Here is a 22,817-nt window from a genome sequence, read left to right as displayed (position 1 = left end):
TTTTCTTCGCTACGCCGTTCGCGGGCGCTTGAGGGTCTCGCTCGGCAGCTCTTTGAACAGGGCCTGATAGCTGCTGGAAAATCGCCCCAGATGCCAGAACGACCAGTGCATGGCGACTTCTGCAACGGTGGTTTCCGCCGGTCTGCGTTTAAGCAGTTCGCGGTGTGCGCTGTTCAACCGGCGCAGGCGCAACCAATGGCTGGGGGTCATGCCGGTATAGGCCTTGAACGCCTGTTGCAACTGGCGCAGCGAAACCCCGGCGACGTGGGAAAGCTCGAGCAGATTGAGCGTTTCTTCCGGCGAGTCGGCAGCCCACTCACCTACCCGTTTCATGATCATTCGTTCTTCGTTGCGCCGCTGCAAACCGCCACGGTCGAGATCGACTCGGGCGTTATCGAGAATGAACAAACAATCTTCAAGTAATTGCTGGGTTAGAGATTCTTTGCTAGGAAAATCAACCGCTTGCGTCAACTTCGTGAGAGTTGAGCTTAACCAGCGACTGAACAGCGCATTCTGCCCACCATTGAGCGGCGCCATGAACAGACCTTCGAGTTTCGCCACATCCAGACCGTGCTGGCGGACGAATTCAGGACCGAAAACCACAGCGATTTCCTGGTAGTTCTCCGGGGTGATCCAGATGTTGCGGCTGTCTTCATTGAGCAGATACAGCGCGTTGTCACTGCGATCAAAACAGAACGCCAGAGCACCCGATGGCGCGCTGAAATTCTGTTCGACCCGGGTGTTCATCTGCTCTTCGTAAACCTCGACACCCTGCAAATCCAGATAACGGATCTGCCCGGCGAAATGCCCCGGCGACATCTGTTGGTAATGCTGGACCCAACCCGGCGTGGCGCGGATCTGTTCGCTGACATCAGCGGTATTGAAAGCCTGAACCTGTAGCGGATTGCACGTTGTCATAGGGTGACCTTGCGCACTCTTTTGGTGCGCTTGGGTGCTGCTTAAAGTGGATAGATGGAACTGCAAGGCTCGCCCAAGATAGTCGTCAACGCGCCACAGGGGAAGGGGCGGAAGATGAAACCCGCCCTCCCCGGCGTCTATAAAACCAATAACGAGGTCTTTATGAATGCCCCTTTCGATCAGCTGTTCACGTGGCTGAAAGATCACAAGATTACCGAAGTTGAATGTGTGGTCAGCGACCTGACCGGCATCGCCCGCGGCAAGATCGCACCGACCAACAAGTTCCTGCATGAGCGAGGCATGCGACTGCCGGAGAGTGTGCTGCTGCAAACGGTAACCGGGGATTTTGTCGACGACGACATCTACTACGACCTGCTCGACCCGGCCGACATCGACATGGTCTGCAAGCCTGTAGCCGATGCGGTGTATGTCATTCCATGGGCGATCGAGCCGACCGCCATCGTCATCCACGACACCTTCGACAAGTTCGGCAACCCGATCGAATTGTCGCCGCGCAACGTGCTGAAGAAAGTCTTGCAGCTGTACACCGACAAAGGCTGGAAGCCGATCGTTGCGCCAGAAATGGAGTTCTACCTGACCCAACGCTGCGAAGACCCGGACTTGCCGCTGAAAGCACCGCTGGGCCGCTCCGGTCGCGCGGAAAGTGGCCGGCAGTCGTTCTCCATCGATGCGGCCAACGAGTTTGATCCGCTGTTCGAAGACGTCTACGACTGGTGCGAACTGCAAGGTCTGGACCTCGACACGCTGATCCACGAAGACGGTCCGGCGCAGATGGAAATCAATTTCCGTCACGGCGACGCGCTGGATCTGGCCGACCAGATCACCGTGTTCAAACGGACCATGCGTGAGGCTGCGCTCAAGCACAACGTCGCGGCGACGTTCATGGCCAAGCCGATTGGCGATGAGCCCGGCAGCGCTATGCACATTCACCAGAGCGTGGTGGAGATCGCCACCGGCAAGCCGATCTTCGCCAACGCTGACGGGCAGATGAGCGAGCTGTTCCTGCACTACATCGGCGGTTTGCAGAAGTACATCCCGAAAGTGCTGCCGATGTTCGCGCCGAACGTGAACTCGTTCCGCCGCTTCCTGCCGGACACCTCGGCGCCGGTAAACGTCGAATGGGGCGAAGAGAACCGCACGGTTGGTTTGCGTGTACCGACCTCCGGTCCCGAGTCGATGCGCGTGGAAAACCGCCTGCCGGGCGCCGATGCCAACCCGTACCTGGCGATTGCCGCGAGCTTGCTGTGCGGTTACATCGGCATGGTCGAGGGCATCGAGCCGAGCGCTGCGGTACAAGGCCGCGCCTACGAACGCCGCAACCTGCGCCTGCCGATCACCATCGAAGAGGCCCTGACGCAGATGGAAGAGTGCGAGACCGTTGCGCAATACCTGGGCGACAAATTCGTACGCGGCTACGTCGCGGTGAAACGCGCCGAGCATGAAAACTTCAAGCGCGTGATCAGCTCGTGGGAGCGCGAGTTTCTGATGCTGAGCGTTTAAGCCCATTCCACACATCCTCTGTGGGAGGGGGCTTGCTCCCGAAAGCGGTGTGTCAGTCGACACCCATATTGAAAGTGCCGACGCTTTCGGGAGCAAGCCCCCTCCCACAAGGGGAATAGCGAACCACCTGAAAATCCAATAATTCGAAGAGGTGTCGATATGCGTCTGTTGAAATCCTTGATCCCGGTCAGCCTGAGCCTGATGTTCAGCGCCGTAGCCCAAGCCCAGCCACAGGTCAGCGTCTACAACTGGACCGACTACATTGGCGAAACCACCCTCGCCGACTTCCAGAGCAGCACCGGGACCAAGGTGATCTACGACGTTTTCGACTCCAACGAAACCCTGGAAGGCAAGCTCCTCGCCGGCCGTACCGGCTATGACGTGGTCGTGCCGTCCAACCACTTCCTCGCCCGGCAGGTAAAGGCTGGCGCGTTCCTCAAACTGGATCGTGCGCAGTTGCCGAACTGGAAAAACCTCGACCCGAAACTGCTGGAGTTGCTGGAGAAAAACGACCCGGGTAACCAGCACTCGGTGCCGTACCTGTGGGGCACCAACGGCATCGGCTACAACGTCGACAAGGTCAAGCAAGTGCTGGGCATCGACCACATCGACTCCTGGGCCGTGCTGTTCGAGCCGGAAAACATCAAGAAACTCAGCCAGTGCGGCGTGTCGATGATGGACTCGGCGGACGAAGTGTTCCCGGCGATTCTCAACTACATGGGCCTGGACCCACGCAGCGAAAACCCGGAAGACTACAAGAAAGCCGAAGCCAAACTGCTGAGCATTCGCCCTTACATCACCTACTTCCATTCCTCGAAATACGTCTCGGATCTGGCCAACGGCGATATCTGCGTGGCCTTCGGTTACTCCGGCGACGTGTTCCAGGCCGCCAACCGCGCCAAGGAAGCCAAGAACGGTGTGAACATTGCCTACGCCATCCCGAAAGAAGGCGCCAACCTGTGGTTCGACCTGTTGGCGATCCCGGCCGACGCCGGCAACCCGAAAGAGGCCCATGCCTTCATTAATTACCTGCTCGATCCGCAAGTGATCGCCAAGGTCAGTGCATCGGTCGGTTATGCCAACCCGAACCCGGCAGCCAAGCAATACATGGATCAGGAGCTGGTCAACAACCCTGAGGTTTACCCATCCCAGGCAGTGCTCGACAAGCTCTACATCTCCTCTACCCCGCCCCAGGCGATCATGCGTCTGATGACCCGGTCCTGGAGCAAAGTGAAGTCGAACAAATGAATCAGCACACCCAAGAACACGCCCGTTCCTATTACGCCGCCTCGGCTCGGGCGAGCACTCCCTACCCTGCGCTTGACGGTGATCTGACGGCTGACGTGTGCGTGATCGGCGGCGGGTTCACCGGCGTCAACACTGCTATTGAGCTGGCTCAACGCGGGCTCTCGGTGATCCTCATCGAAGCCCGGCGCATCGGCTGGGGCGCCAGCGGTCGCAATGGCGGCCAGTTGATTCGCGGCATAGGCCATGAGGTCGAAGGTTTCGCCAAGTACGTCGGCCAGGAAGGCGTGCGCTATCTGCAGCGTGCCGGGATCGATTCGGTGGACGTGGTACGCCGGCGCATCGGCGATAACGGCATCGACTGCGATCTGCGCTGGGGCTTCTGCGAACTGGCGAATACGCCTGGGCAATTCGAAGCGTTCAATGAAGAACAAGTCAGCCTCGCCGAACTCGGTTATGCCCACGAAACCCGCTTGGTCGGCCCCGAGCAGATCCGCCAGCAGGTGGTTAACGCCGATGGCTATGCCGGCGGTTTGATCGACATGGGCTCCGGGCATTTGCACCCTCTGGATCTGGTGCAAGGCGAAGCGCGCCTGGCGGCGTCACTCGGCGTGCGCATCTTCGAGCAAAGTCCGGTGCTGGAAATCATCCATGGCGCCACCGCGCAGGTTCGCTGCGCCAGCGGAACCGTCCGCGCTGGCAGCCTGGTGCTCGGTTGCAACGCGCATCTGGATGAACTCGAACCCCAACTCAGCGGCAAAGTGCTGCCGGCCGGCAGTTACATCATCGCCACCGAGCCGTTATCGCAGGAGCGCGCCGCGCAACTGATCCCGCAGAATCTGGCGCTGTGCGACCAGAAAGTCGGCCTCGACTACTACCGTCTCTCGGCCGACCGGCGCTTGCTGTTCGGCGGTGCCTGTCATTATTCCGGCCGTGATCCGGCGGACATCGCAGCGTACATGCGCCCGAAGATGCTCAAGGTCTTCCCGCAACTGGCGGACGTGCGCATCGATTACCAGTGGGGCGGCAAGATCGGCATCACCGCCAATCGCTTCCCGCAGGTCGGTCGGCTCAAGCTGCATCCAAACGTGTTTTACGCCCAAGGCTATTCCGGCCATGGCCTGAACGTCACCCATTGGTGCGCCAAGCTGCTCGGCGAAGCGATTCATGCGGGTCACAGTCAGGGCATGGACGTCTTCAGTGGCGTGCCGCACATGACCTTCCCCGGCGGCCCGGCGTTGCGTTCGCCACTGCTGGCGTTGGGCATGTTCTGGTACCGCCTGCGCGAAATGCTCGGCTAACACTGCCACCTGTAGGAGCTGCCGCAGGCTGCGATCTTTGATCGTTCCCACGCTCCGCGTGGTAATGCCTCAAGGGACGCTCTGCGTCCAGTGACGCGGAGCGTCACGGGCTGCGTTCCCACGCAGGAGCGTGGGAACGATCACCTTCAACATCGTCAGTAATTTGCTCTATCGCCAAGCACTTCTATATTGATGAAGTGCTTTGGCGTTCCTGACGCTCAGTGCCCAATTATTGAAGGAGGACACGGATGAAGTCGTCAGCACCCGACGAGCCGCGAGCACCCGGCCAGGCCCCAATCAAAACCCGCCGTTTCAGCCTCTCGCTGGTGTGGATCGTGCCGATCGTGGCGGTGCTGGTGGGCATTTCGCTGGTGGTACACAACCTGATGCAGGAAGGCCCGGCCATTATCGTCAACTTCAAGACCGGCAGCGGTCTGGTGGCGAACAAGACCGAGGTCAAATACCGCAACGTGGTGATCGGTCAGGTCACCGATGTCGAATTGAGCAACGATCAGAAGAGCGTCAACGCCACCATCAAACTGGCCAAGCAGGCGGAAAGTTTTACCCGTGAAGATTCGCAGTTCTGGGTAGTGCGCCCACGTATCGGCGCTGGCGGTGTGTCGGGCATCGATACCTTGCTCTCCGGCGACTACATCGGCGCCGATATCGGTCAGGCCAACAACCGCGCCAAACATTTCAAAGGCCTGGAAAGCCCGCCGCCAATCACCTACGGCGAACCGGGCAAGCGTTTCATGCTGCACACCCAGGATCTGGGCTCGCTGGACATCGGCTCACCGGTTCACTACCGCAAAATTCCGGTCGGCCAGGTCGTCAGCTACGAGCTGGCACCTGACGGTAAAGGCGTGAACATCGAAGTGTTCATTCATGCGCCCAACGATGCCTTTGTCACCGAAAACACCCGGTTCTGGAACGCCAGTGGCATCGACGTCAGCGTTGGCGCCAACGGTTTCCAGGTCAAAACCGAATCGCTTTCATCGATGCTGGTGGGCGGCATCGCCTTCCGTGCGCCGGATTACAGCCCCAACGACGTCGCCGCTGCCGATGACAAAAACTTCGAACTGTTCGAAGACCAGCAAACCGCCCTCGCCCCACCTAACGGCAAGTCGCAGTACCTGAGTTTGCGCTTCGACCAGTCCCTGCGCGGGCTCAAAGTCGGCGCACCGGTGGAATTCCTCGGCATGGAAATCGGTCGGGTGGTGGCGATCAATCTGGACTTCGATGCGAAAAAACGCAGCTTCCCGCTGAACGTCGGCATCGTCATTTACCCGCAGCGCCTCGGTATGGCCTACGGAAAAATGCTCACCGCGTTCAAACACGACCCCAACGACGAAGCCGCCGGCATCCGCCTGATGGGTACCTTCATCGACAATGGTCTGCGCGCTCAGGCCCGCAGTGGCAACTTGCTGACAGGCCAGTTGTACGTGGCGCTGGATTTCTTCCCGAAAGCCGAAAAAGTCGCGTTCGACCCAACGGCCCGCCCGGTGGTGATTCCGACCGTGCCCGGCAGCCTCGAACAGTTGCAGGAAAAACTCGAAGCCGTGGTCGACAAACTCAACAAGTTGCCGGTGGATCGTATCGCCAACAACCTCGACAGCAATCTGGTCGAACTGCGCAAAGGTCTGGCCCAGTTCAACGCCAAGACCTTGCCGGGCGTGCAGACCACCCTCGCCGATGTCAGCAAGACTTTGCAGTCCGCCAGCTCTACCCTGGCCGAAGATTCGCCGCAGCGCGAGAAGCTCACCGAGACCCTCGATGAGCTCGGGCGCATGTCGCGCTCGCTGCGTGAACTGTCGGATTACCTGGGCCGGCATCCGGAATCGCTGATCCGTGGCCGCCCCGACAATGCCGCACCTATCGATCTGAAAGGACCGCCACGCAATTGAGCACAGGAGTTAACCCAATGGCTGTACCGCTGAAGATCACCGTGCTCGCTGCATTCATGCTACTCGGCGCCTGCCGCAGCGACCCGATCAGCTTTCACACCCTGATGCCGATGCAATTGGCCAATACCCGCGCGGGTGGACAAATTCCGATTGAAGGCATCAGCGTGCCGCCGCAGGTCGACCGGGCGCAAATCGTCATCCGCCAAGGCAACAGCGGCCTCGCCATTCTGGATACCGACTGGTGGGGCGCGACGCTGGCCGATGAATTGCGCGGTGCGCTGAGCGACCAACTAAGCAATACCAGCGGCCAAGGCAACGTCTCGGTGCGCATCGAAGTGCAACGCTTCGATTCGATTCCCGGGCAATACGGTTTGATCGACGCCAAATGGCGTCTGCGCCCTGTCGGCGCCACTGACAATGGCCTGCTGACTTGCCGCTCGACCCTGCAGACCCCTTCGGGCCCGAGCATTGATGACCTGGTGAGCGCTCAGCAGAACAACGTCAAACGTCTGGCCGAACAGATCAGTCGGGCGGCAGCAGGCAACGCGCGCGCCTGCCCTTCCGCGTCCTGACTCGACTTACAAGTCGAAGCGATCCACCGCCCGCCGCCGCTCGTTATCGTCACGCACATCGTAGTTGGCGGTGGTCTGGATGTTGCTGTGGTGCGCAAGTTTCTGCGCGATCGACAGATCATGCTCTTCGATCACCCGGGTGATGAACGAGCGGCGGAAATCGTGGGGCATGATTTTTACCCCGACCTGCGTGCCACGCTGACGGGCGATGTAATAGATCGCGTGTTTGGTGATGCGCTCACGGGTGATATGACTGCCACGGCGGATGCGATTGAACAGAAACGCATCGTCGCTTTCGCCTTCCTTGAGTTGCGAGCGGCGCAACTTCAGCCACGCATCGAGCTTGGCGAATGCCCAGGCCGGTGCGTATTTGATCAGTTGCTTGTTGCCTTTGCCGGTCACGGTAAGGCTGCGCTCCGTGAAGTCGACCTGATTGAGGTCCAGATCCACCGACTCGGATTTGCGCATGCCGGTGCCGTACAGCAACGCGATGACCGCAGCGTCGCGCAGACCCTGCGGGCGTGGATCGGCAGCGCAGACTTCCATCAATTCGTGAATCAGTGTGCGTTTGAGATTGCGCCCCTGCGACAGGCGCGTGCCGGCGATGCCTTTTACCGAGCGCATCTTCAACAGGTGATCCTGACTGATCAGGCTCATGCGCCAGGCTTCGTTCATCACGCCGCGCACGGCGTTGACGTACAGCGACGAGGTATTCGGCGCATAACCGTCGGCGCGCAATGCGGCGACCAATGCCACCACGTCCTCGGGTTGCAGGGCGTGCCAGGGGATTTCCTCGATATCTACATCTTCAAAACCGAGACGGTCGGCGGCGTCCTGCAAGACGTAGCGCATGGTCAATTGGCTGGAGGGCGCCAGTCGGGCCAGATAAAGCGTCAGTGGATTAGTGTTGGACGGTGAGGATGGAGTACTCGACAAGTCAATCAAACGAAACGGCCTTGAATAGAAAACAGTTCAACGAAACAAACTAAAAGTGCAAAGAAAACTATATATAGAGCGACTCTTCCGTAAGACTTTTCTACTAAAAGCGCCGATAAACGGAGGAAGTCTGAACGACGGCTGTATGACTTACAGATAGACGAATAGCCGACCGTTTTTTGATGTTCCTTTCACAAAAACGGGCATAACCTTAATGACAACAGGTTGCCCCGAAAGGCCTGCAACCCTGCCGTTCGTGGGAACAAAAGTCAATCAGGCATTCCCCGACCGGTATCCCAAACCATTGAAATCACATGTTTTTCAGACAATTGGCTGAAGGATGGCTGTCGCCTCGAGGTTCTTATGAGTCAAGCGTTTCTGCCGTTTTCCCGGCCGAGTATCGGCGACGAAGAAATAACTGCCGTCGAACAAGTACTGCGTTCCGGCTGGATAACAACCGGCGCTAAATGCCAGGCACTTGAAGAACAGTTCGCCCACTATGTCGGTTGTCGCCACGCCGTAGCACTTTCATCAGCCACTGGCGGCATGCACATCACATTACTGGCCCTCGGCATCGGCCCCGGCGATGAAGTCATCACGCCGTCGCAAACCTGGGTGTCGACCGCCAACATGATCTCGCTGCTCGGCGCCAAACCGGTATTTGTCGACGTCGACCGCGACACCCTGATGACCGACGCGGCGCGCATCGAAGCGGCCATCACCCCGCGCACCAAAGCAATTATCCCGGTGCATTACGCCGGTGCCGCATTCGATCTCGATCCGCTGTACGCCCTGGCCGACAAGCACGGTATCGCGGTGATCGAAGACGCTGCCCACGCCTCTGGCACCCGCTACAAGGGGCGCCACATAGGTTCACAAGGCACGGCGATTTTCTCTTTCCATGCCATCAAGAACATGACCTGTGCCGAAGGCGCGATGTTCGTCACCGACAACGAAGCCCTGGCCAGCCGCGTGCGCATGCTCAAGTTTCATGGCCTCGGTGTCGACGCCTACGACCGTCTGACCGGAGGCCGCAAGCCGCAGGCACAAGTCATGGCGCCGGGTTTCAAATACAACCTGGCCGACATCAACGCCGCGACTGCGCTGGTGCAACTGGAACGCCTCGACGCGATCAACGCCCGCCGCACCGAGCTGGCCAGCGCTTATCTACAAAAGCTCGAAGGCCTGCCGGTGCAGCCACTGGCCCTGCCCGACTACGCGCAGCAACACGCCTGGCACCTGTTCATCCTGCGCATCGACAGCGAACGCTGCGGCATGGACCGCGACGCCTTCATGAAAGGTTTGCAGGATCAGGGCATCGGCACCGGTATCCATTTCATCGCCACTCACCTGCACACCTGGTATCGCCAGCGTGACCCTGATCTGTATCTGCCCGACACCGAATGGAACTCGGCGCGGCTGTGCTCGATTCCGTTGTTCCCCGACATGACCGATCAAGACCTTGATCGTGTGGTCGGCGCCATCGCCACCCTTATGGACAAACGCCCGTGAAACCTTACCCAATTCGCTGCGTGTCGATCGTCATCCCGGTCTACAACGAACAGGAAAGCCTGCCGGAACTGCTGCGCCGTACCGAAGCGGCCTGCCGGTTGCTGCGTCATGACTATGAAATCGTCCTGGTGGATGACGGCAGTCGCGACGACTCCGCCCATCTGCTGGAAGAAGCCGCCACCCGGGAAGACAGTCCGTTTGTGGCGGTCATCCTTAACCGCAACTACGGCCAGCACGCGGCGATCATGGCCGGTTTCGAGCAATGCAAAGGCGACGTGGTGATTACCCTCGACGCCGACTTGCAGAATCCGCCGGAAGAAATCCCGCGACTGATCGCCGAAGCCGAAAAGGGTTACGACGTGGTCGGCAGCGTGCGCGGCAACCGTCAGGATTCAGCCCTGCGCCGCTATCCGTCGAAGCTGATCAACCTCGCCGTGCAACGCTCAACCGGCGTCGCCATGAGCGACTACGGCTGCATGCTGCGCGCTTACCGCCGCACCATCATTGACGCGATGCTCGCCTGCCGCGAACGCAGTACGTTCATCCCGATCCTGGCCAACAGCTTCGCCCGCCACACCACCGAAATCGTGGTCGCCCACGCCGAACGAGAACACGGTGATTCGAAGTACAGCCCGATGCGCCTGATCAACCTGATGTTCGACTTGATCACCTGCATGACCACCACCCCGCTGCGCTTGCTAAGCATCGTCGGTTTCACCATGGCCGGGCTCGGCCTGCTGTTTGCCTTCGCGCTGATCCTGATGCGCCTGGCTTTCGGTTCCGGCTGGGCCGGCGACGGCATGTTCGTGTTGTTCGCCGTGCTGTTCGTGTTCACCGGCGGGCAGTTCATCGGCATGGGCCTGCTCGGCGAATACCTGGGCCGCATGTACAGCGACGTGCGCGCCCGCCCGCGTTTCTTCATTGAAAAAGTCTTGCGCAGCCACGCCGTGACCCCGGCGCCTGCGGTCATTGTTGATGGCCTCTCTTCTTCTACTTCTACTACCGGTCAGGTTCTCTCATGAGTGCAAAAACTGTTGTCTTCGCTTACCACGATATTGGCTGCGCCGGCATTCAGGCCCTGCTCGACAGTGGCTATGACATTGCAGCCGTGCTCACTCACGCCGATGACCCGAAAGAAAACACTTTCTACAGCTCGGTTGCGCAACTGTGCGCCAACAAAGGCATTCCGGTGCACGCCCCGGAAGACGTCAACCACCCGTTGTGGATCGAGCGCATTGCCAAACTCGACCCTGAATACATGTTCTCGTTTTACTACCGCAACCTGCTGAGCGAGCCGTTGCTGGCCCTCGCCAAAAAAGGCGCGTTCAACCTGCACGGTTCGTTGTTGCCGCGCTACCGTGGCCGGGCCCCGGCGAACTGGGTGCTGGTCAACGGTGAAAGCGAAACCGGCGTGACCCTGCACCGCATGGTCAAACGTGCCGATACCGGCGCCATCGTCGCCCAGCAACGCGTGGCCATCGATCGCAGTGACACTGCGCTGAGTCTGCACACCAAGCTGCGCATCGCCGCCAGCGACCTGTTGCGTGACGCACTGCCCGCCATGCTGCAAGGCAACGTCAGTGAAACTCCGCAAGACGAATCGAAAGCCACAGTGTTCGGCCGTCGCACCCCGGCGGACGGCAAACTGCTCTGGGCGAAACCGGCCGAGCAACTGTTCAATCTGATTCGCGCCGTGACCCAACCCTATCCGGGTGCCTTCTGCGCCGTGGGCGAACACAAGTTGATCGTCTGGAGTGCCGAAGTCGTCAAGGGCAACGACGGCCAGGCCCCGGGCCGGGTGATCAGCGTCGATCCGCTGCGCATTGCCTGCGGCGAAGATTCGCTGGTGATTTTGTCGGGTCAGCGCAACGACAACGGTCTGTTCCTCAGCGGCCCGCAATTGGCCAACGAGTTGGGGCTAGTCGACGGTTCGCTGCTGCGCGGTGCCGAATCAGGCCGGGCGCCACGGCGTACTCGCGTGCTGATCCTCGGCGTCAACGGCTTTATTGGCAATCACTTGTCAGAGCGCCTGCTGCGTGATGACCGCTATGAAGTCTATGGCCTGGACATCGGTTCCGACGCCATCGACCGTCTGCGCAGCCATCCGCACTTCCACTATGTGGAAGGCGACATCAGCATTCACTCCGAGTGGATCGAGTACCACATCAAGAAGTGCGACGTGGTGCTGCCACTGGTGGCCATCGCCACGCCGATCGAGTACACGCGCAATCCGCTGCGGGTGTTCGAACTCGACTTCGAAGAAAACCTGAAACTGGTGCGCTACTGCGTCAAGTACAACAAGCGCGTGATCTTCCCGTCGACCTCCGAAGTCTATGGCATGTGCCAGGACAAGCACTTCGACGAAGACACCTCCAACCTGATCGTCGGCCCGATCAACAAGCAGCGCTGGATCTACTCGGTGTCCAAGCAGTTGCTCGACCGGGTGATCTGGGCTTATGGCGCCAAGGGCCTGAAGTTCACCCTGTTCCGCCCCTTCAACTGGATGGGCCCGCGCCTTGATCGTCTGGATTCGGCGCGTATCGGTAGCTCCCGCGCGATCACGCAACTGATCCTCAACCTGGTGGAAGGCACGCCGATCCGCCTGTTCGACGGTGGTGAGCAGAAACGCTGCTTCACCGACATCGCCGACGGCGTCGAAGCCTTGGCGCGGATCATCGATAACGACAACGACGTCTGCAACGGCCAGATCATCAATATCGGCAACCCGGACAACGAAGCCAGCATTCGTCAGTTGGGCGAAGAACTGCTGCGCCAGTTCGAAGCGCATCCGTTGCGCCACAACTTCCCGCCGTTCGCCGGTTTTCGCGACGTCGAAAGCAAGGCGTTCTACGGTGCCGGTTACCAGGACGTCGAGCACCGCAAACCCAACATCGCCAACGCCAAACGCCTGCTGGACTGGACGCCAACCGTTGAGATGCGCGAGACCATCGGCAATACCCTGGATTTCTTCTTGCGCGAGGCAATGCTCGAACTCGCGGAGCTTTCTAACAAAGAGGCTGGCTAATGCAGGCCGGCCTACGCATCGACGTCGACACCTTTCGCGGCACCCGTGAAGGTGTGCCGCGCCTGCTGGAAATCCTTGATGAAGCGCAGATCAAAGCGACGTTCTTCTTCAGTGTCGGCCCCGACAACATGGGCCGGCATCTGTGGCGCCTGATTCGCCCGCAGTTCCTCTGGAAGATGCTCCGTTCCAATGCGGCCGGCCTGTATGGCTGGGACATTCTGCTGGCCGGCACCGCGTGGCCCGGCAAGCCGATTGGCCGCGAACTCGGGCACCTGATGCGTCAGGCCCGGGACGCCGGTCATGAGGTGGGCCTGCATGCCTGGGATCACCACGGCTGGCAGGCCAATGCCGGGCGCTGGAGTGATGCGCAACTGATCGAGCAGATCCGTCAGGGCGTCGACACCTTAAGCGACATTCTCGGTGCCAACGTCGAATGCTCGGCCGCCGCCGGTTGGCGTGCCGACGAGCGTGTGATCGAGGCCAAGCAAGCTTTTGGCTTTCGCTACAACAGCGACTGCCGGGGCTCGCGGCTGTTCCGTCCGCTGTTGGCCGACGGCACGCCGGGCACGCCGCAGATTCCGGTGGATCTGCCGACCTTCGACGAAGTCGTCGGCCCCATCGTCGCGGCGCGGGACTTCAACGCCTTCATCCTCGACCACTTTCGCCCGCAGCAACTCAACGTCTACACCATTCATGCCGAAGTGGAAGGGATTCTGATGGCTGAGGACTTTCGTCAATTGCTGGCCGCTGCGCGCCAGCAAAATATTGATTTCACACCGCTGGGCGACTTGTTGCCCGAGTTCTTCAACACCTTGCCCGTGGGTCGCGTACAACGCGGCGCGCTCGATGGCCGAGAAGGTTGGCTGGGAGTGCAAGGCGCATGACTAAACGCTGGGCATTGCCGCTGCTGTTGTTGGGTATCTGCCTGCTGGCTTACTTGCTGCCGCTCGGCAGCCATGGCTTGTGGATTCCCGACGAAACCCGCTACGCACAGATCAGCCAGAACATGCTGCTGAGCGACAACTGGGTGTCGCCGCACTTCATGAGCCTGCGCTATTTCGAGAAGCCGATTGCCGGTTACTGGATGATCGCGCTGGGCCAAGAGCTGTTCGGGCAGAACCTGTTCGGCGTGCGTTTCGCTTCGGCATTGAGTACCGGACTGAGCGTGATGCTGTGCTTCCTGATCGCCCGGCGTTTGTGGAACGAGCCGCGCAAAAGCTTTGCCTGCGCCCTGCTCTACATGAGCTTCACCATCGTGGCCGGTCAGGCGGGTTACGCCAATCTCGATCCGCAATTCACCTTCTGGGTCAACCTGAGCCTGGTGGCGCTGTGGTTTGCCGTCGACAGCCGCACCCGCGGCAAACGCATGGCAGCGTGGGCGCTGCTCGGACTGGCCTGCGGCATGGGTTTCATGACCAAGGGCTTTCTTGCCTGGCTGCTGCCGGTGTTGATCGCATTGCCGTGGATGCTCTGGCAAAAACGCTGGCGTGAACTGCTGCTGTTTGGCCCTTTGGCGATTGCCATCGCGATTAGCGTCAGCCTGCCATGGGTGTTGGCGGTGCATGCGCAAGAACCGGACTACTGGCGGTTCTTCTTCTGGCACGAGCACATTCGCCGCTTTGCCGGTGACGACGCCCAGCACGACGCGCCGTGGTGGTTTTATCTGCCATTGCTGGTGGCGTTCAGTCTGCCGTGGGTTGGCCTGTTGCCGACCGCGTTCAAGCAGGCGTGGCAGACCCGCGCTCAACCGCACGTTGTGTTTCTGCTGCTGTGGCTGCTGATGCCGCTGCTGTTTTTCAGCCTGAGCAACGGCAAGCTGCCGACTTACATCCTGCCGTGCCTGCTGCCGATGGCGTTGTTGCTGGGTAACGCGCTGGCCGAACGCTTGCGTCTTGAGCAAGGCCGGGCATTGAGTATCAACGGCTTGCTGAACGTGTTGCTGGGTTTGGTGACGCTGATCGCGCTGGTGTATCTGCAACTGAAAAAACCACTCTACGACCACGAACTGCACAGCCTGGTGCTGCTGTTCATCGGCCTGATCGGCTGGGTCATCGCCAACCTGATGCAAGCCTTTCTACCGTTGCAATGCTGGGCGGCGCCAGCGCTGGGCAGCCTTCTGCTGGTCGGCGTCCTCCCGGCAGCGCTGCCCAAATCGGTGGTCGCCAACAAGATGCCTGACCAGTTCATTAGCCATCACGTCAAGGAGCTGGCGCAGACCACGCACTTGCTGAGTAACGACCTGGGCGCGGCTTCGGCCCTCGCCTGGCGCCTGCAACGGCCAGAGGTCGCGCTGTACAACACGATAGGCGAATTGAAATATGGCCTTGCCTATCCTGACGGCATTCAACAACGGGTCGATTCCGACCAAGTGCAACAGTGGATGCGTGAGGCCCGCCGCAGCGGTTCGGTCGGCGTGGTGATGCGCGTCAAGGGGCAGGACGAACTGGACGAAATCGACAGACTGCCAAAGGACGGCGTCCGCTTTGAGCAGGGCAATCTGGTGATCATGATTCTTCCCAAGGAGGCGTCATGAGTCTGTTGCTGCTGTTGGTCGCCTGCCTGCTGACGTGCCTGGGCCAAGTCGCGCAGAAATACGCCGTGGAGCGTTGGCGCGGTGTCGAGTCGTCCCGGGCTGAAAAACTGCGTTCGCCGTGGTTGTGGCTGGCGTTGCTGGCCCTCGGCTTGGGGCTGTTGGTCTGGCTGCTGGTGCTGCAGCGCCTGCCCGTCGGCATCGCCTACCCGATGCTCAGCCTCAACTTTGTGCTGATCACCTTGATCGCCCGTTTCGTCTTCCGTGAACCCATCGACCGTCAGCATTGGCTGGGCGTGGCACTGGTGATCGGCGGCGTGGCTTTGCTGGGGCAACAGACATGAACCGGCGTCGTGGCATTACTTTCGCGCTCGGCAGCGTGGCGTTGGTCAGCGCTGCGCAACTGGGCATGCGCTGGAGCATGACCCGTTTGCCGACGCCCGAGCAGTGGCTGGCGATCGACAGCATCGACTTGCGCGCATTGGCGGTCGTCGTCGCGGCGATTCTCGCCTACGCGCTGTCGATGCTTTGCTGGCTCGCCGCCCTGCGCGACCTGCCGCTGGGCCGCGCCTATTCGCTGCTGAGCATCAGCTATGCGCTGGTGTACCTGCTCGCGGCCAGTCTGCCGCTGTTCAACGAATCCTTCAGTTTCACTCAATCACTGGGCGTGGCGCTGGTCATGCTTGGGGTCATCACTATCAACACGCGTCCGGCTCGTGCGCCCGAACTCAGGAGAGCTCCATGAAAATCACAGTCTTTGGTAGCGGTTATGTCGGCCTGGTGCAGGCGGCTGTGTTGGCCGAAGTCGGGCATGACGTGCTGTGCATGGATGTCGACCAGAAGAAGGTCGATCTACTCCAGCAAGGCCATGTCAGCATCTTCGAACCGGGGTTGGCCAGCCTGGTGCGTGAGGGTCTTGATTCGAAGCGCCTGCAATTCACCACCGATGAACAACACGCCGTGCAGCACGGTCGGGTGGCGTTTATTGCGGTGGGCACGCCGTCCCGGGAGGATGGTTCGGCGGATCTGCGTTACGTGCTCTCTGTCGGTGACGCCATTGCCCGGCATCGTGAGCAGCCGCTGATTATCGTGGAGAAATCCACGGTGCCGGTGGGCACCGGCGACACCCTGCGCACGCACATCGAAAAGGCCTTGATCAAGGTCGGCCGGTTGCTGCAGTTCGATATCGTCTCCAACCCGGAGTTTCTCAAGGAAGGCTCGGCCGTCGCCGACTGCCGCCGTCCGGATCGCATCGTCATCGGCTGCGAGGGTGATGAGGTGCGCGACGTGATGCGCGACCTGTATTCGCCGTTCAACCGCAACCACGACCGCATCATGTTCATGGACCTGCGCAGTGCCGAGCTGACCAAATACGCGGCCAACTGCATGCTGGCGACCAAAATCAGCTTCATCAACCAGATTGCCGAACTGGTCGAACACCTGGGCGCCGACATCGAATCGGTGCGTCAGGGCATCGGTGCCGACTCACGCATCGGTTATCACTTCATCTATCCGGGCTGCGGTTATGGCGGCTCGTGCTTCCCCAAAGACATGCGCGCCTTGATCCACAGCGCCGAAGAGGCGCATTGCTCCAGCGACTTGCTGCAAGCCGTCGAGGCGATCAACCAACGGCAGAAACACAAGCTGTTCGAGCGCATCAACGCGTTCTACAAGGGTGACCTGCGCGGCAAGACTTTCGCCCTATGGGGCCTGGCGTTCAAACCGAACACCGACGACATGCGCGACGCGCCAAGCCGGGTGCTGCTGGAAGAGTTGTGGGCCGCCGGCGCCAGCGTGCGCGCATTCGACCCGGAAGCCATGCAGGAAACCCAGAACCTCTACCCGGACGAATCGAAACTGATGCTGATGGGCACCCCGGAATCGGTACTGCCCGGCGCCGACGCCTTGATCATCTGCACCGAATGGCAGCAGTTCAAGGCACCGGACTTCGACCTGATCAAGCAACGCCTCAACACCCCGGTGATCTTCGACGGTCGCAACCTGTACGACGCCGAACGTTTGGCGCGCAAAGGCTTCCAGTACTTCCCGATGGGGCGCGGCGAATCACGCAAACTGCCGATCCCGCTGCAACAGTGGCCGCACGCGTCTGACGTCGCCTGACGATCCCTATGTAGGAGCTGCCGCAGGCTGCGATCTTTTGACATTGCCTTTAAAAAGCAAGATCAAAAGATCGCAGCCTGCGGCAGCGCCTACACGGTTTTCGATCACAGTGGCCTCACGCCTGAGCGGCGTTGCCTGCACCATTCGTCGGATAAGCATCTGCACCTGTCAGATCTGACAGGTGCGCAAATCGCCTTATAGCGCTCTGATAGCCCTTGCCCGTTCCACTACGCAGGAGCTCCCTTCATGACGACCTCGTCCTCGACTGACATCACCCTCTTAAGACTGTACCCGCCACAGATATTGGGCCAAACCGAACGAGTCAAGGGCGCGGACATCGGCGTCTCGTTGACGGTCTCCCAACTGATCACCGATGGTTTGGGCGCCCATGTCCGCATTGATCCACCCACCAGCGGCACGCTGAATCGCGGTGACGTTGTATTTCTATGGCTGGTTGGGGAGGTCGCTTTTTTAAGCTTCTTCACGGTCGTGGATCCGGATGCCGTCATTTGGATGCGCCTGCCCAACGGTCGTCTGGATCACGCCAGAATCAACGAGGTGATCTACACAATCGAGCGCAACAGCGCGAACATCGCCACCTCGGAACCACCGCTCAAAGTGCTGTTCAACCGCTTCCGTCCCGCCCTGAAGGATCGGCTGACCGTTCCCGATGGCCACTCCGAACTCATAATGGTTCTTTCGCCCGAACTCACCAATGGTGTGGGCGCGGATTTCGTCAAGGCAACGGTGTGCTTTTCCTACCCGTATTGCCGGGCCCATGACGTCATTACCCTCAAATGCAACGGCGAAACAATCCATTTCACAGTGGACGAAAGCCTGGCACCGCAGCCTCCACATCCTGGCTTGCCAGAACCCATCACCGTTTGCTACGAAGTCGACCGCGCGTATCTGGACAAGGCGAGGCGGCTGGACAACAAACTGGAATTTCGCTTCACGGTCATGGACCAACTCCATAACACCGTTGACCCCGACGCCATCTGGTCGGCTGGCCAAACCGTGGACGAAGATCTGGCTGGCACGCGCCTGCCGAGGGCGATTCTTCTGGAACAAATGGCGGATTTTCCCGGCGACGACGAGAAAACAATCGAACTGGAGAAACTCGCGGGCGGCCCCCTGCATGTGATTGTGGTGACGGCAGACAAGCGCTTTGAAGCAGGCGACAGCATTCTCTTTGCCTACATCGCCAAAATCCCCGGACAACCCGACGTCGTGGTGCCCCTCACCGGTACTGTCGAAGCCGACGCGTTCGGCCAGAAAAAGCCGTGCATTGTGAAGGTGGCCAATGACAAGATCCCTGCCGGCGCCTCTGTGACAGTGACGTATGAATTGCGTAGGCCGAATGGGGATCTGGTGGGCAATTCCACCCCGGCGAACGCAACGGTCACAGGCGCGGCCCCGATCCAGCTGACGCCGGTCGTACTGCTCGCTCCGGCCACCAACCCGATTGATCCGCTGAACAATTCAACAGGCGTCACGGTGCAAGCAACTTACCTGCAAGCCTTGCCGGGCGACAAGGCACAGCTGGTGATAGCCGGTGCCCAGCCATTTCTGCCAGTGACGCTCAACCCGAACAAACAAGCCGACTTCAGACTTGATGCGAAATTTCTCGCCGAGCGGCTTGGAAGTGATTCCAGAATCATTTGGCAATTGATTCGCGACGACAAGGTGATTGCCGAATCGCCGGAGTTCATACTGACTGTCAGCGCAATCAAACCTGAAGACCCACGGTTTCCGACCCCGACCATCATTGCCGTGAAGGATGACAGAACTCTGAATCTGGGCAGCTTTGCCGGTGGCACCCGGATGCTCGTGGCACCGTGGCGCTTGATCGCCGAGGGGCAACCCTTCTGGGCCTGGTGCGAAGGCACCAACAGCAACGGCGCGACCGTGACGGAGGAGATTCATAACGGCGTGCCGATCGGCAGTACCAACAACCAAGGCGGACCGGTGTCGCGTGAGTTTCTGGATAAGCTGGCGGATGGTTCGACGATCAGAGTGTATGTGGCGGTGAATTTTGATGGGGTGGTGAATCGGGCGACAAGAGTGGTGTTTCCGGTGCGCAGTTATACCGTCAAGGCTTTGGAGGATGTGAAACCGACCATCGAATCGGCGAAGGACTCCAAGGGAGGGGATATTGCCCAGAACGGCACGACGACCGACACCACAATCACGCTCACCGGCACCGCGAGTAAAGGCCAGAGTGTCAAGATCCTGGACGGCACCACAGACCACGGCGACGCCATCGCGGATGCCTCAAGCGGTGTCTGGACGAAGACCATTACCGGGTTGAGTTTGAAGGCTCACAGTTTTACAGCCAAAGCGTTGTATGGCACGGGGCAGATTTCTGGAGCCTGGGCTTTGACTGTTGTTTCCAGACTCGTTGTGGATACGACACCGCTTTTACTTAATGGACTGAACATATCGATGGGTTTTACTGGCAACATGTGGCCAAGAAGCGGGAACGACCCCACGGGTACCTCAGCTACACGCGCTGCGATAGGTGGCGTCCCGCCTTACACCTATGAGTCTAGCGATTCGAGCATCGCGTCCGTCGACGGTAAAGGGACCGTGAGAAGTGAGGGGAACGGCTTAGCTACAATTATCGCTAAAGACAGCTCAGGGCAATCAATAACCTACAACGTAACCACGAGCAATGTCTCCACCTACCTCACCGGCGGGCCCATACGTTGCGATAATTTCGATTCATGGGTCCGATCCGTCGGGGGTAAAGTCATCCCCAAAAGCACACTCGACACACATATCCCCATTCTCAACATAAAATACGTCCCAAGTCCCCCCCAACCCGAGTGGGGCTATTACTTTTATGTATCACAAGTTTCCCGGGATGGGAGCGGGAGATACTGGGGCCAACCGCTCATGATCACAGGGCAGACCTCCCCAACGTTCAGTGCTCCTTCGACACTGATCGAACAAGGCACTTTTGTAAGCCGTGCATTTTGCCAAAAGCAGTGAAAGGGAAAAGGGGGCGCATTTATTTAGTCGTTCTTGCGGTGGGTCATTCAGTATCAATGCTGACAGACCCACCGCTTTCGCGAGCAGGCTCGCTCCTACAGGGGATGGTGGCAATGGCTCAAGGGTTGTGGCGGTTGACTGCCCTGCTCGCGCTCCCTATCCTCGCGCCTGTCACGACTCATTCGTGATCGGGTTTGACGGCTCGGAAAGTCCAAGATGCACATTGCTCCCCAATGTGTGCGTGCACTCGTGTGCCCGACGCACAGCTCAATGGTGACTGTGTGCGGGGCATCTTCGGGTGCGCCGGGTATCTTGGACCGGTCCGTCAACCTGCACACAGTTGCCACCTATTCGTTTGACGGCGATGAAGTGGTAGTTCTCTGACTTCCAAGAGGCTGCAACCATGACCGATCCAACCACAACCGCAACCCCCTTCACCCGCTGCGACCACGTCGACCACCACCTCTTCGCCGTACAACCCGACATCCCGCTACTCGACGCCCTCGAACACGCTGCCGTCTACCTGAGCTGCGCCGAAGCCCTCGCCCATCAAGCGCCCACCGCAACCCGCCCGGAACACAGCGGCTCGTTGCACTGGGCCAGTCAGCAAATGCTCGGCACTGCCCGCGCGTTGCTACAAGCGTCGATCGAGGGTTTGCACGCCGCGCAGGCCGGGGGTGAGGCATGAGTTCGCACATTTCGATGACGCATAACGAGGCCAGCATTCCGGTTTTGCTGGTGTCCACCGAGGCGCCGCTGGATGTGTTGCACGCCAGTGCCGCGAGTCGGTTTTTGGCGGTGACGCAGATGATGGAGAGTCTGGCCAGTCTGGATATCACTTCGGCCAAAGGCGCAGATGTGCAGCAACTGGCGCATGCGGCGGCGATGTTGTTGCGTGATGGCTGTGATGTGATGGATGTGTTGGGCCGGCAGATTCGCTTGCGGGTTTGAGTTAAACCCGGACGCCCGATGGGTTACAAAAATTGTGGGAGCCAGCCAGCCTGCTGGCGATAGCGGTGAGTCAGTTGTGAGTGATGTTGAAGACCGTTTGCACTCGCCAGCAGGCTGGCTCCCACATGAAAACCAAATCGAAGGGATGCATTCATTGACTACCCCACAACGGTGTAATGTCAGGGAATACCGATGCTCGAAACAGCACCAATAGTATGATAATTTCCCCGCTACTCATCATTTCTCTAGAGGTTCAATCATGGGCACCGTGCGAAAAACCATCACCGTGACTGACCAGCAAGACAACTGGATCAAATCCCAGATTGAAGCGGGGCATTACACCAACGACAGCGAATACATACGTGATCTGATTCGTCGTGAGCAGGAGCGCAATGCTGAGCTTGAAACAATCCGCGCCGCGCTTCGCGAAGGTGAGTCCAGCGGAAAACCTCGCTCCTTCGATCCCGACGCGTTCAAACAGAGGATGTTGAATGCACAAGGCTGAGTATCGCCTTACACCTGCCGCCGAAGGTGACCTTGAGGCCATCTGGCGTTATACCGCCGGCCAGTGGGGACTGGAGCAGGCCAATCGCTACATTGACATCATTACCGCAGCATTTACCCAGTTGGCCGAGCGCCCGAAAACAGCCCCGGCCTGTGATGATATCGGTACCGGATATCGACGCTGCAGTGTCGAGCGGCACATGATTTACTTTCGAATCACGTCCTATGGCATTGCGATAATCCGGGTACTGCATGATCGGATGGAGGCGCAGCGCAACCTTTGATGTTTTGCCACTCTGGGTACTACATCGTGAATGATGATGAAAAGTCTGGCCAGTCTGGATATCACTTCGGCCACAGGCACAGATGTGCAGCAACTGGCGCATGCGGCGGCGATATTGTTGCGTGATGGTTGTGTTGGGACGGCAGATTCGCTTGCGCGTGTGAGTTAAACCCGGATGCCCGGTGGATTGCAAAACCTGTGGGAGCTGGCTTGCCAGCGATTGCGCAAGATCATTCAACATTGATGCTGGATCTGACGCCGCCATCGCGGGCAAGCCCGCTCCCACAGGGTCTGGTGTTAACCCAGCTTACGCCAGGCTCTTGCTGACCACTCAGCCAGGCTGACCGCTTGGCGAGGGCAGATTCGGTTTCGAGAAGGCCGAAGGTTGTGCCTTTGCGGTAATTGGCGGAAGGCAGCCGGAGTCGAACCTGCCCGGGAACGGATGCCGTCCCCAACCGGGTTTGAAGCCCGGCCGCGCCACCGGGCGCGATTGCCTTCCT

General features: G+C 59.5%; 20 protein-coding genes and 1 tRNA gene. 18 read left to right on the top strand and 3 right to left on the bottom strand.

The window, feature by feature from the left end; all coding sequences use genetic code 11:
* Positions 1 to 9 precede the first annotated feature (9 nt).
* On the bottom strand, positions 10 to 918 hold the full coding sequence (locus tag ATI02_RS09125) for a helix-turn-helix domain-containing protein (RefSeq protein WP_100846100.1): 909 nt from the start codon (positions 916 to 918) through the stop codon (positions 10 to 12).
* Positions 919 to 1,080: 162 nt separating this feature from the next.
* Between ATI02_RS09125 and ATI02_RS09120 the strand changes: the two genes are divergently transcribed.
* The 5 genes from ATI02_RS09120 to ATI02_RS09100 all read left to right on the top strand — a co-directional run bounded on the left by ATI02_RS09120 (position 1,081) and on the right by ATI02_RS09100 (position 7,461).
* The gene (locus ATI02_RS09120) at positions 1,081 to 2,439 is read left to right on the top strand and encodes a glutamine synthetase family protein (protein ID WP_100846099.1); all 1,359 of its coding nucleotides are present in this window, start codon (positions 1,081 to 1,083) and stop codon (positions 2,437 to 2,439) included.
* A gap of 159 nt (positions 2,440 to 2,598) precedes the next feature.
* A complete protein-coding gene (locus ATI02_RS09115) occupies positions 2,599 to 3,687 on the top strand; it encodes a polyamine ABC transporter substrate-binding protein (RefSeq protein WP_095191252.1) in 1,089 nt (362 codons plus the stop codon).
* Positions 3,684 to 4,985 carry an NAD(P)/FAD-dependent oxidoreductase gene (locus ATI02_RS09110; RefSeq protein ID WP_100846098.1) on the top strand — a complete coding sequence of 434 codons (1,302 nt, stop codon included), beginning with the start codon at positions 3,684 to 3,686 and terminating at the stop codon, positions 4,983 to 4,985. Before ATI02_RS09115 ends, ATI02_RS09110 begins: the two co-directional genes overlap by 4 nt.
* A 248-nt stretch (positions 4,986 to 5,233) precedes the next feature.
* Entirely contained in the window at positions 5,234 to 6,889 is a 1,656-nt protein-coding gene (locus ATI02_RS09105) for a PqiB family protein (RefSeq protein ID WP_100846097.1), read from the top strand.
* Positions 6,890 to 6,906: 17 nt separating this feature from the next.
* Positions 6,907 to 7,461, top strand: a complete 555-nt coding sequence (locus ATI02_RS09100) for a PqiC family protein (protein ID WP_095191249.1) — start codon at positions 6,907 to 6,909, stop codon at positions 7,459 to 7,461.
* A 6-nt stretch (positions 7,462 to 7,467) separates the two neighbouring features.
* Here ATI02_RS09100 and ATI02_RS09095 read toward each other — a convergent pair whose 3' ends face one another.
* Complete coding sequence (locus tag ATI02_RS09095) at positions 7,468 to 8,313, bottom strand: site-specific integrase (protein WP_238156237.1); 846 nt, start codon at positions 8,311 to 8,313, stop codon at positions 7,468 to 7,470.
* A gap of 447 nt (positions 8,314 to 8,760) precedes the next feature.
* On the opposite strand from ATI02_RS09095, the gene arnB reads away from it, so the two are divergent.
* The 13 genes from arnB (at position 8,761) to ATI02_RS09030 (ending at position 22,318) form a co-directional block, all read left to right on the top strand.
* Positions 8,761 to 9,909, top strand: a complete 1,149-nt coding sequence (arnB, locus tag ATI02_RS09090) for a UDP-4-amino-4-deoxy-L-arabinose aminotransferase (protein ID WP_100846096.1) — start codon at positions 8,761 to 8,763, stop codon at positions 9,907 to 9,909.
* Positions 9,906 to 10,931 (top strand): undecaprenyl-phosphate 4-deoxy-4-formamido-L-arabinose transferase, encoded by a 1,026-nt coding sequence (arnC, locus tag ATI02_RS09085; RefSeq protein ID WP_100846095.1) that lies wholly within the window; start codon positions 9,906 to 9,908, stop codon positions 10,929 to 10,931. The genes arnB and arnC overlap by 4 nt, the downstream gene beginning before the upstream one ends.
* Entirely contained in the window at positions 10,928 to 12,934 is a 2,007-nt protein-coding gene (gene arnA / locus ATI02_RS09080; protein WP_100846094.1) for a bifunctional UDP-4-amino-4-deoxy-L-arabinose formyltransferase/UDP-glucuronic acid oxidase ArnA, read from the top strand. Before arnC ends, arnA begins: the two co-directional genes overlap by 4 nt.
* Positions 12,934 to 13,818, top strand: a complete 885-nt coding sequence (arnD, locus tag ATI02_RS09075; RefSeq protein ID WP_100846093.1) for a 4-deoxy-4-formamido-L-arabinose-phosphoundecaprenol deformylase — start codon at positions 12,934 to 12,936, stop codon at positions 13,816 to 13,818. The genes arnA and arnD overlap by 1 nt, the downstream gene beginning before the upstream one ends.
* Positions 13,815 to 15,467 carry a lipid IV(A) 4-amino-4-deoxy-L-arabinosyltransferase gene (gene arnT / locus ATI02_RS09070; RefSeq protein ID WP_100846092.1) on the top strand — a complete coding sequence of 551 codons (1,653 nt, stop codon included), beginning with the start codon at positions 13,815 to 13,817 and terminating at the stop codon, positions 15,465 to 15,467. The genes arnD and arnT overlap by 4 nt, the downstream gene beginning before the upstream one ends.
* Positions 15,464 to 15,808 (top strand): 4-amino-4-deoxy-L-arabinose-phosphoundecaprenol flippase subunit ArnE, encoded by a 345-nt coding sequence (arnE, locus tag ATI02_RS09065; RefSeq protein WP_100846091.1) that lies wholly within the window; start codon positions 15,464 to 15,466, stop codon positions 15,806 to 15,808. The genes arnT and arnE overlap by 4 nt, the downstream gene beginning before the upstream one ends.
* A complete protein-coding gene (arnF, locus tag ATI02_RS09060) occupies positions 15,805 to 16,209 on the top strand; it encodes a 4-amino-4-deoxy-L-arabinose-phosphoundecaprenol flippase subunit ArnF (RefSeq protein ID WP_100846090.1) in 405 nt (134 codons plus the stop codon). The genes arnE and arnF overlap by 4 nt, the downstream gene beginning before the upstream one ends.
* Positions 16,206 to 17,585, top strand: coding sequence for a UDP-glucose dehydrogenase family protein (locus ATI02_RS09055; protein WP_100846089.1), 1,380 nt, complete (start codon positions 16,206 to 16,208; stop codon positions 17,583 to 17,585). The genes arnF and ATI02_RS09055 overlap by 4 nt, the downstream gene beginning before the upstream one ends.
* A gap of 246 nt (positions 17,586 to 17,831) precedes the next feature.
* A complete protein-coding gene (locus ATI02_RS09050) occupies positions 17,832 to 20,579 on the top strand; it encodes an immunoglobulin-like domain-containing protein (protein WP_100846088.1) in 2,748 nt (915 codons plus the stop codon).
* Between the two features lie 403 nt (positions 20,580 to 20,982).
* On the top strand, positions 20,983 to 21,267 hold the full coding sequence (locus ATI02_RS09045) for a DUF3077 domain-containing protein (RefSeq protein WP_100846087.1): 285 nt from the start codon (positions 20,983 to 20,985) through the stop codon (positions 21,265 to 21,267).
* Positions 21,264 to 21,530, top strand: a complete 267-nt coding sequence (locus tag ATI02_RS09040) for a short-chain dehydrogenase (protein ID WP_095191869.1) — start codon at positions 21,264 to 21,266, stop codon at positions 21,528 to 21,530. Before ATI02_RS09045 ends, ATI02_RS09040 begins: the two co-directional genes overlap by 4 nt.
* A 259-nt stretch (positions 21,531 to 21,789) precedes the next feature.
* Positions 21,790 to 22,035: a type II toxin-antitoxin system ParD family antitoxin gene (locus ATI02_RS09035; RefSeq protein WP_100846086.1), complete on the top strand. Its 246-nt coding sequence runs from the start codon at positions 21,790 to 21,792 to the stop codon at positions 22,033 to 22,035.
* Complete coding sequence (locus tag ATI02_RS09030) at positions 22,022 to 22,318, top strand: type II toxin-antitoxin system RelE/ParE family toxin (protein WP_095191864.1); 297 nt, start codon at positions 22,022 to 22,024, stop codon at positions 22,316 to 22,318. Before ATI02_RS09035 ends, ATI02_RS09030 begins: the two co-directional genes overlap by 14 nt.
* 402 nt (positions 22,319 to 22,720) lie before the next feature.
* Here the strand turns inward: ATI02_RS09030 and ATI02_RS09020 are convergent.
* A tRNA-Sec gene (locus tag ATI02_RS09020) sits at positions 22,721 to 22,816 on the bottom strand.
* Between the last annotated feature and the right edge of the window lies 1 nt (position 22,817).

The organism is Pseudomonas baetica (genome assembly GCF_002813455.1).
In the GTDB taxonomy this organism is placed as follows: domain Bacteria; phylum Pseudomonadota; class Gammaproteobacteria; order Pseudomonadales; family Pseudomonadaceae; genus Aquipseudomonas; species Aquipseudomonas baetica.
This window is presented reverse-complemented; position numbering and strand designations above follow the sequence as displayed.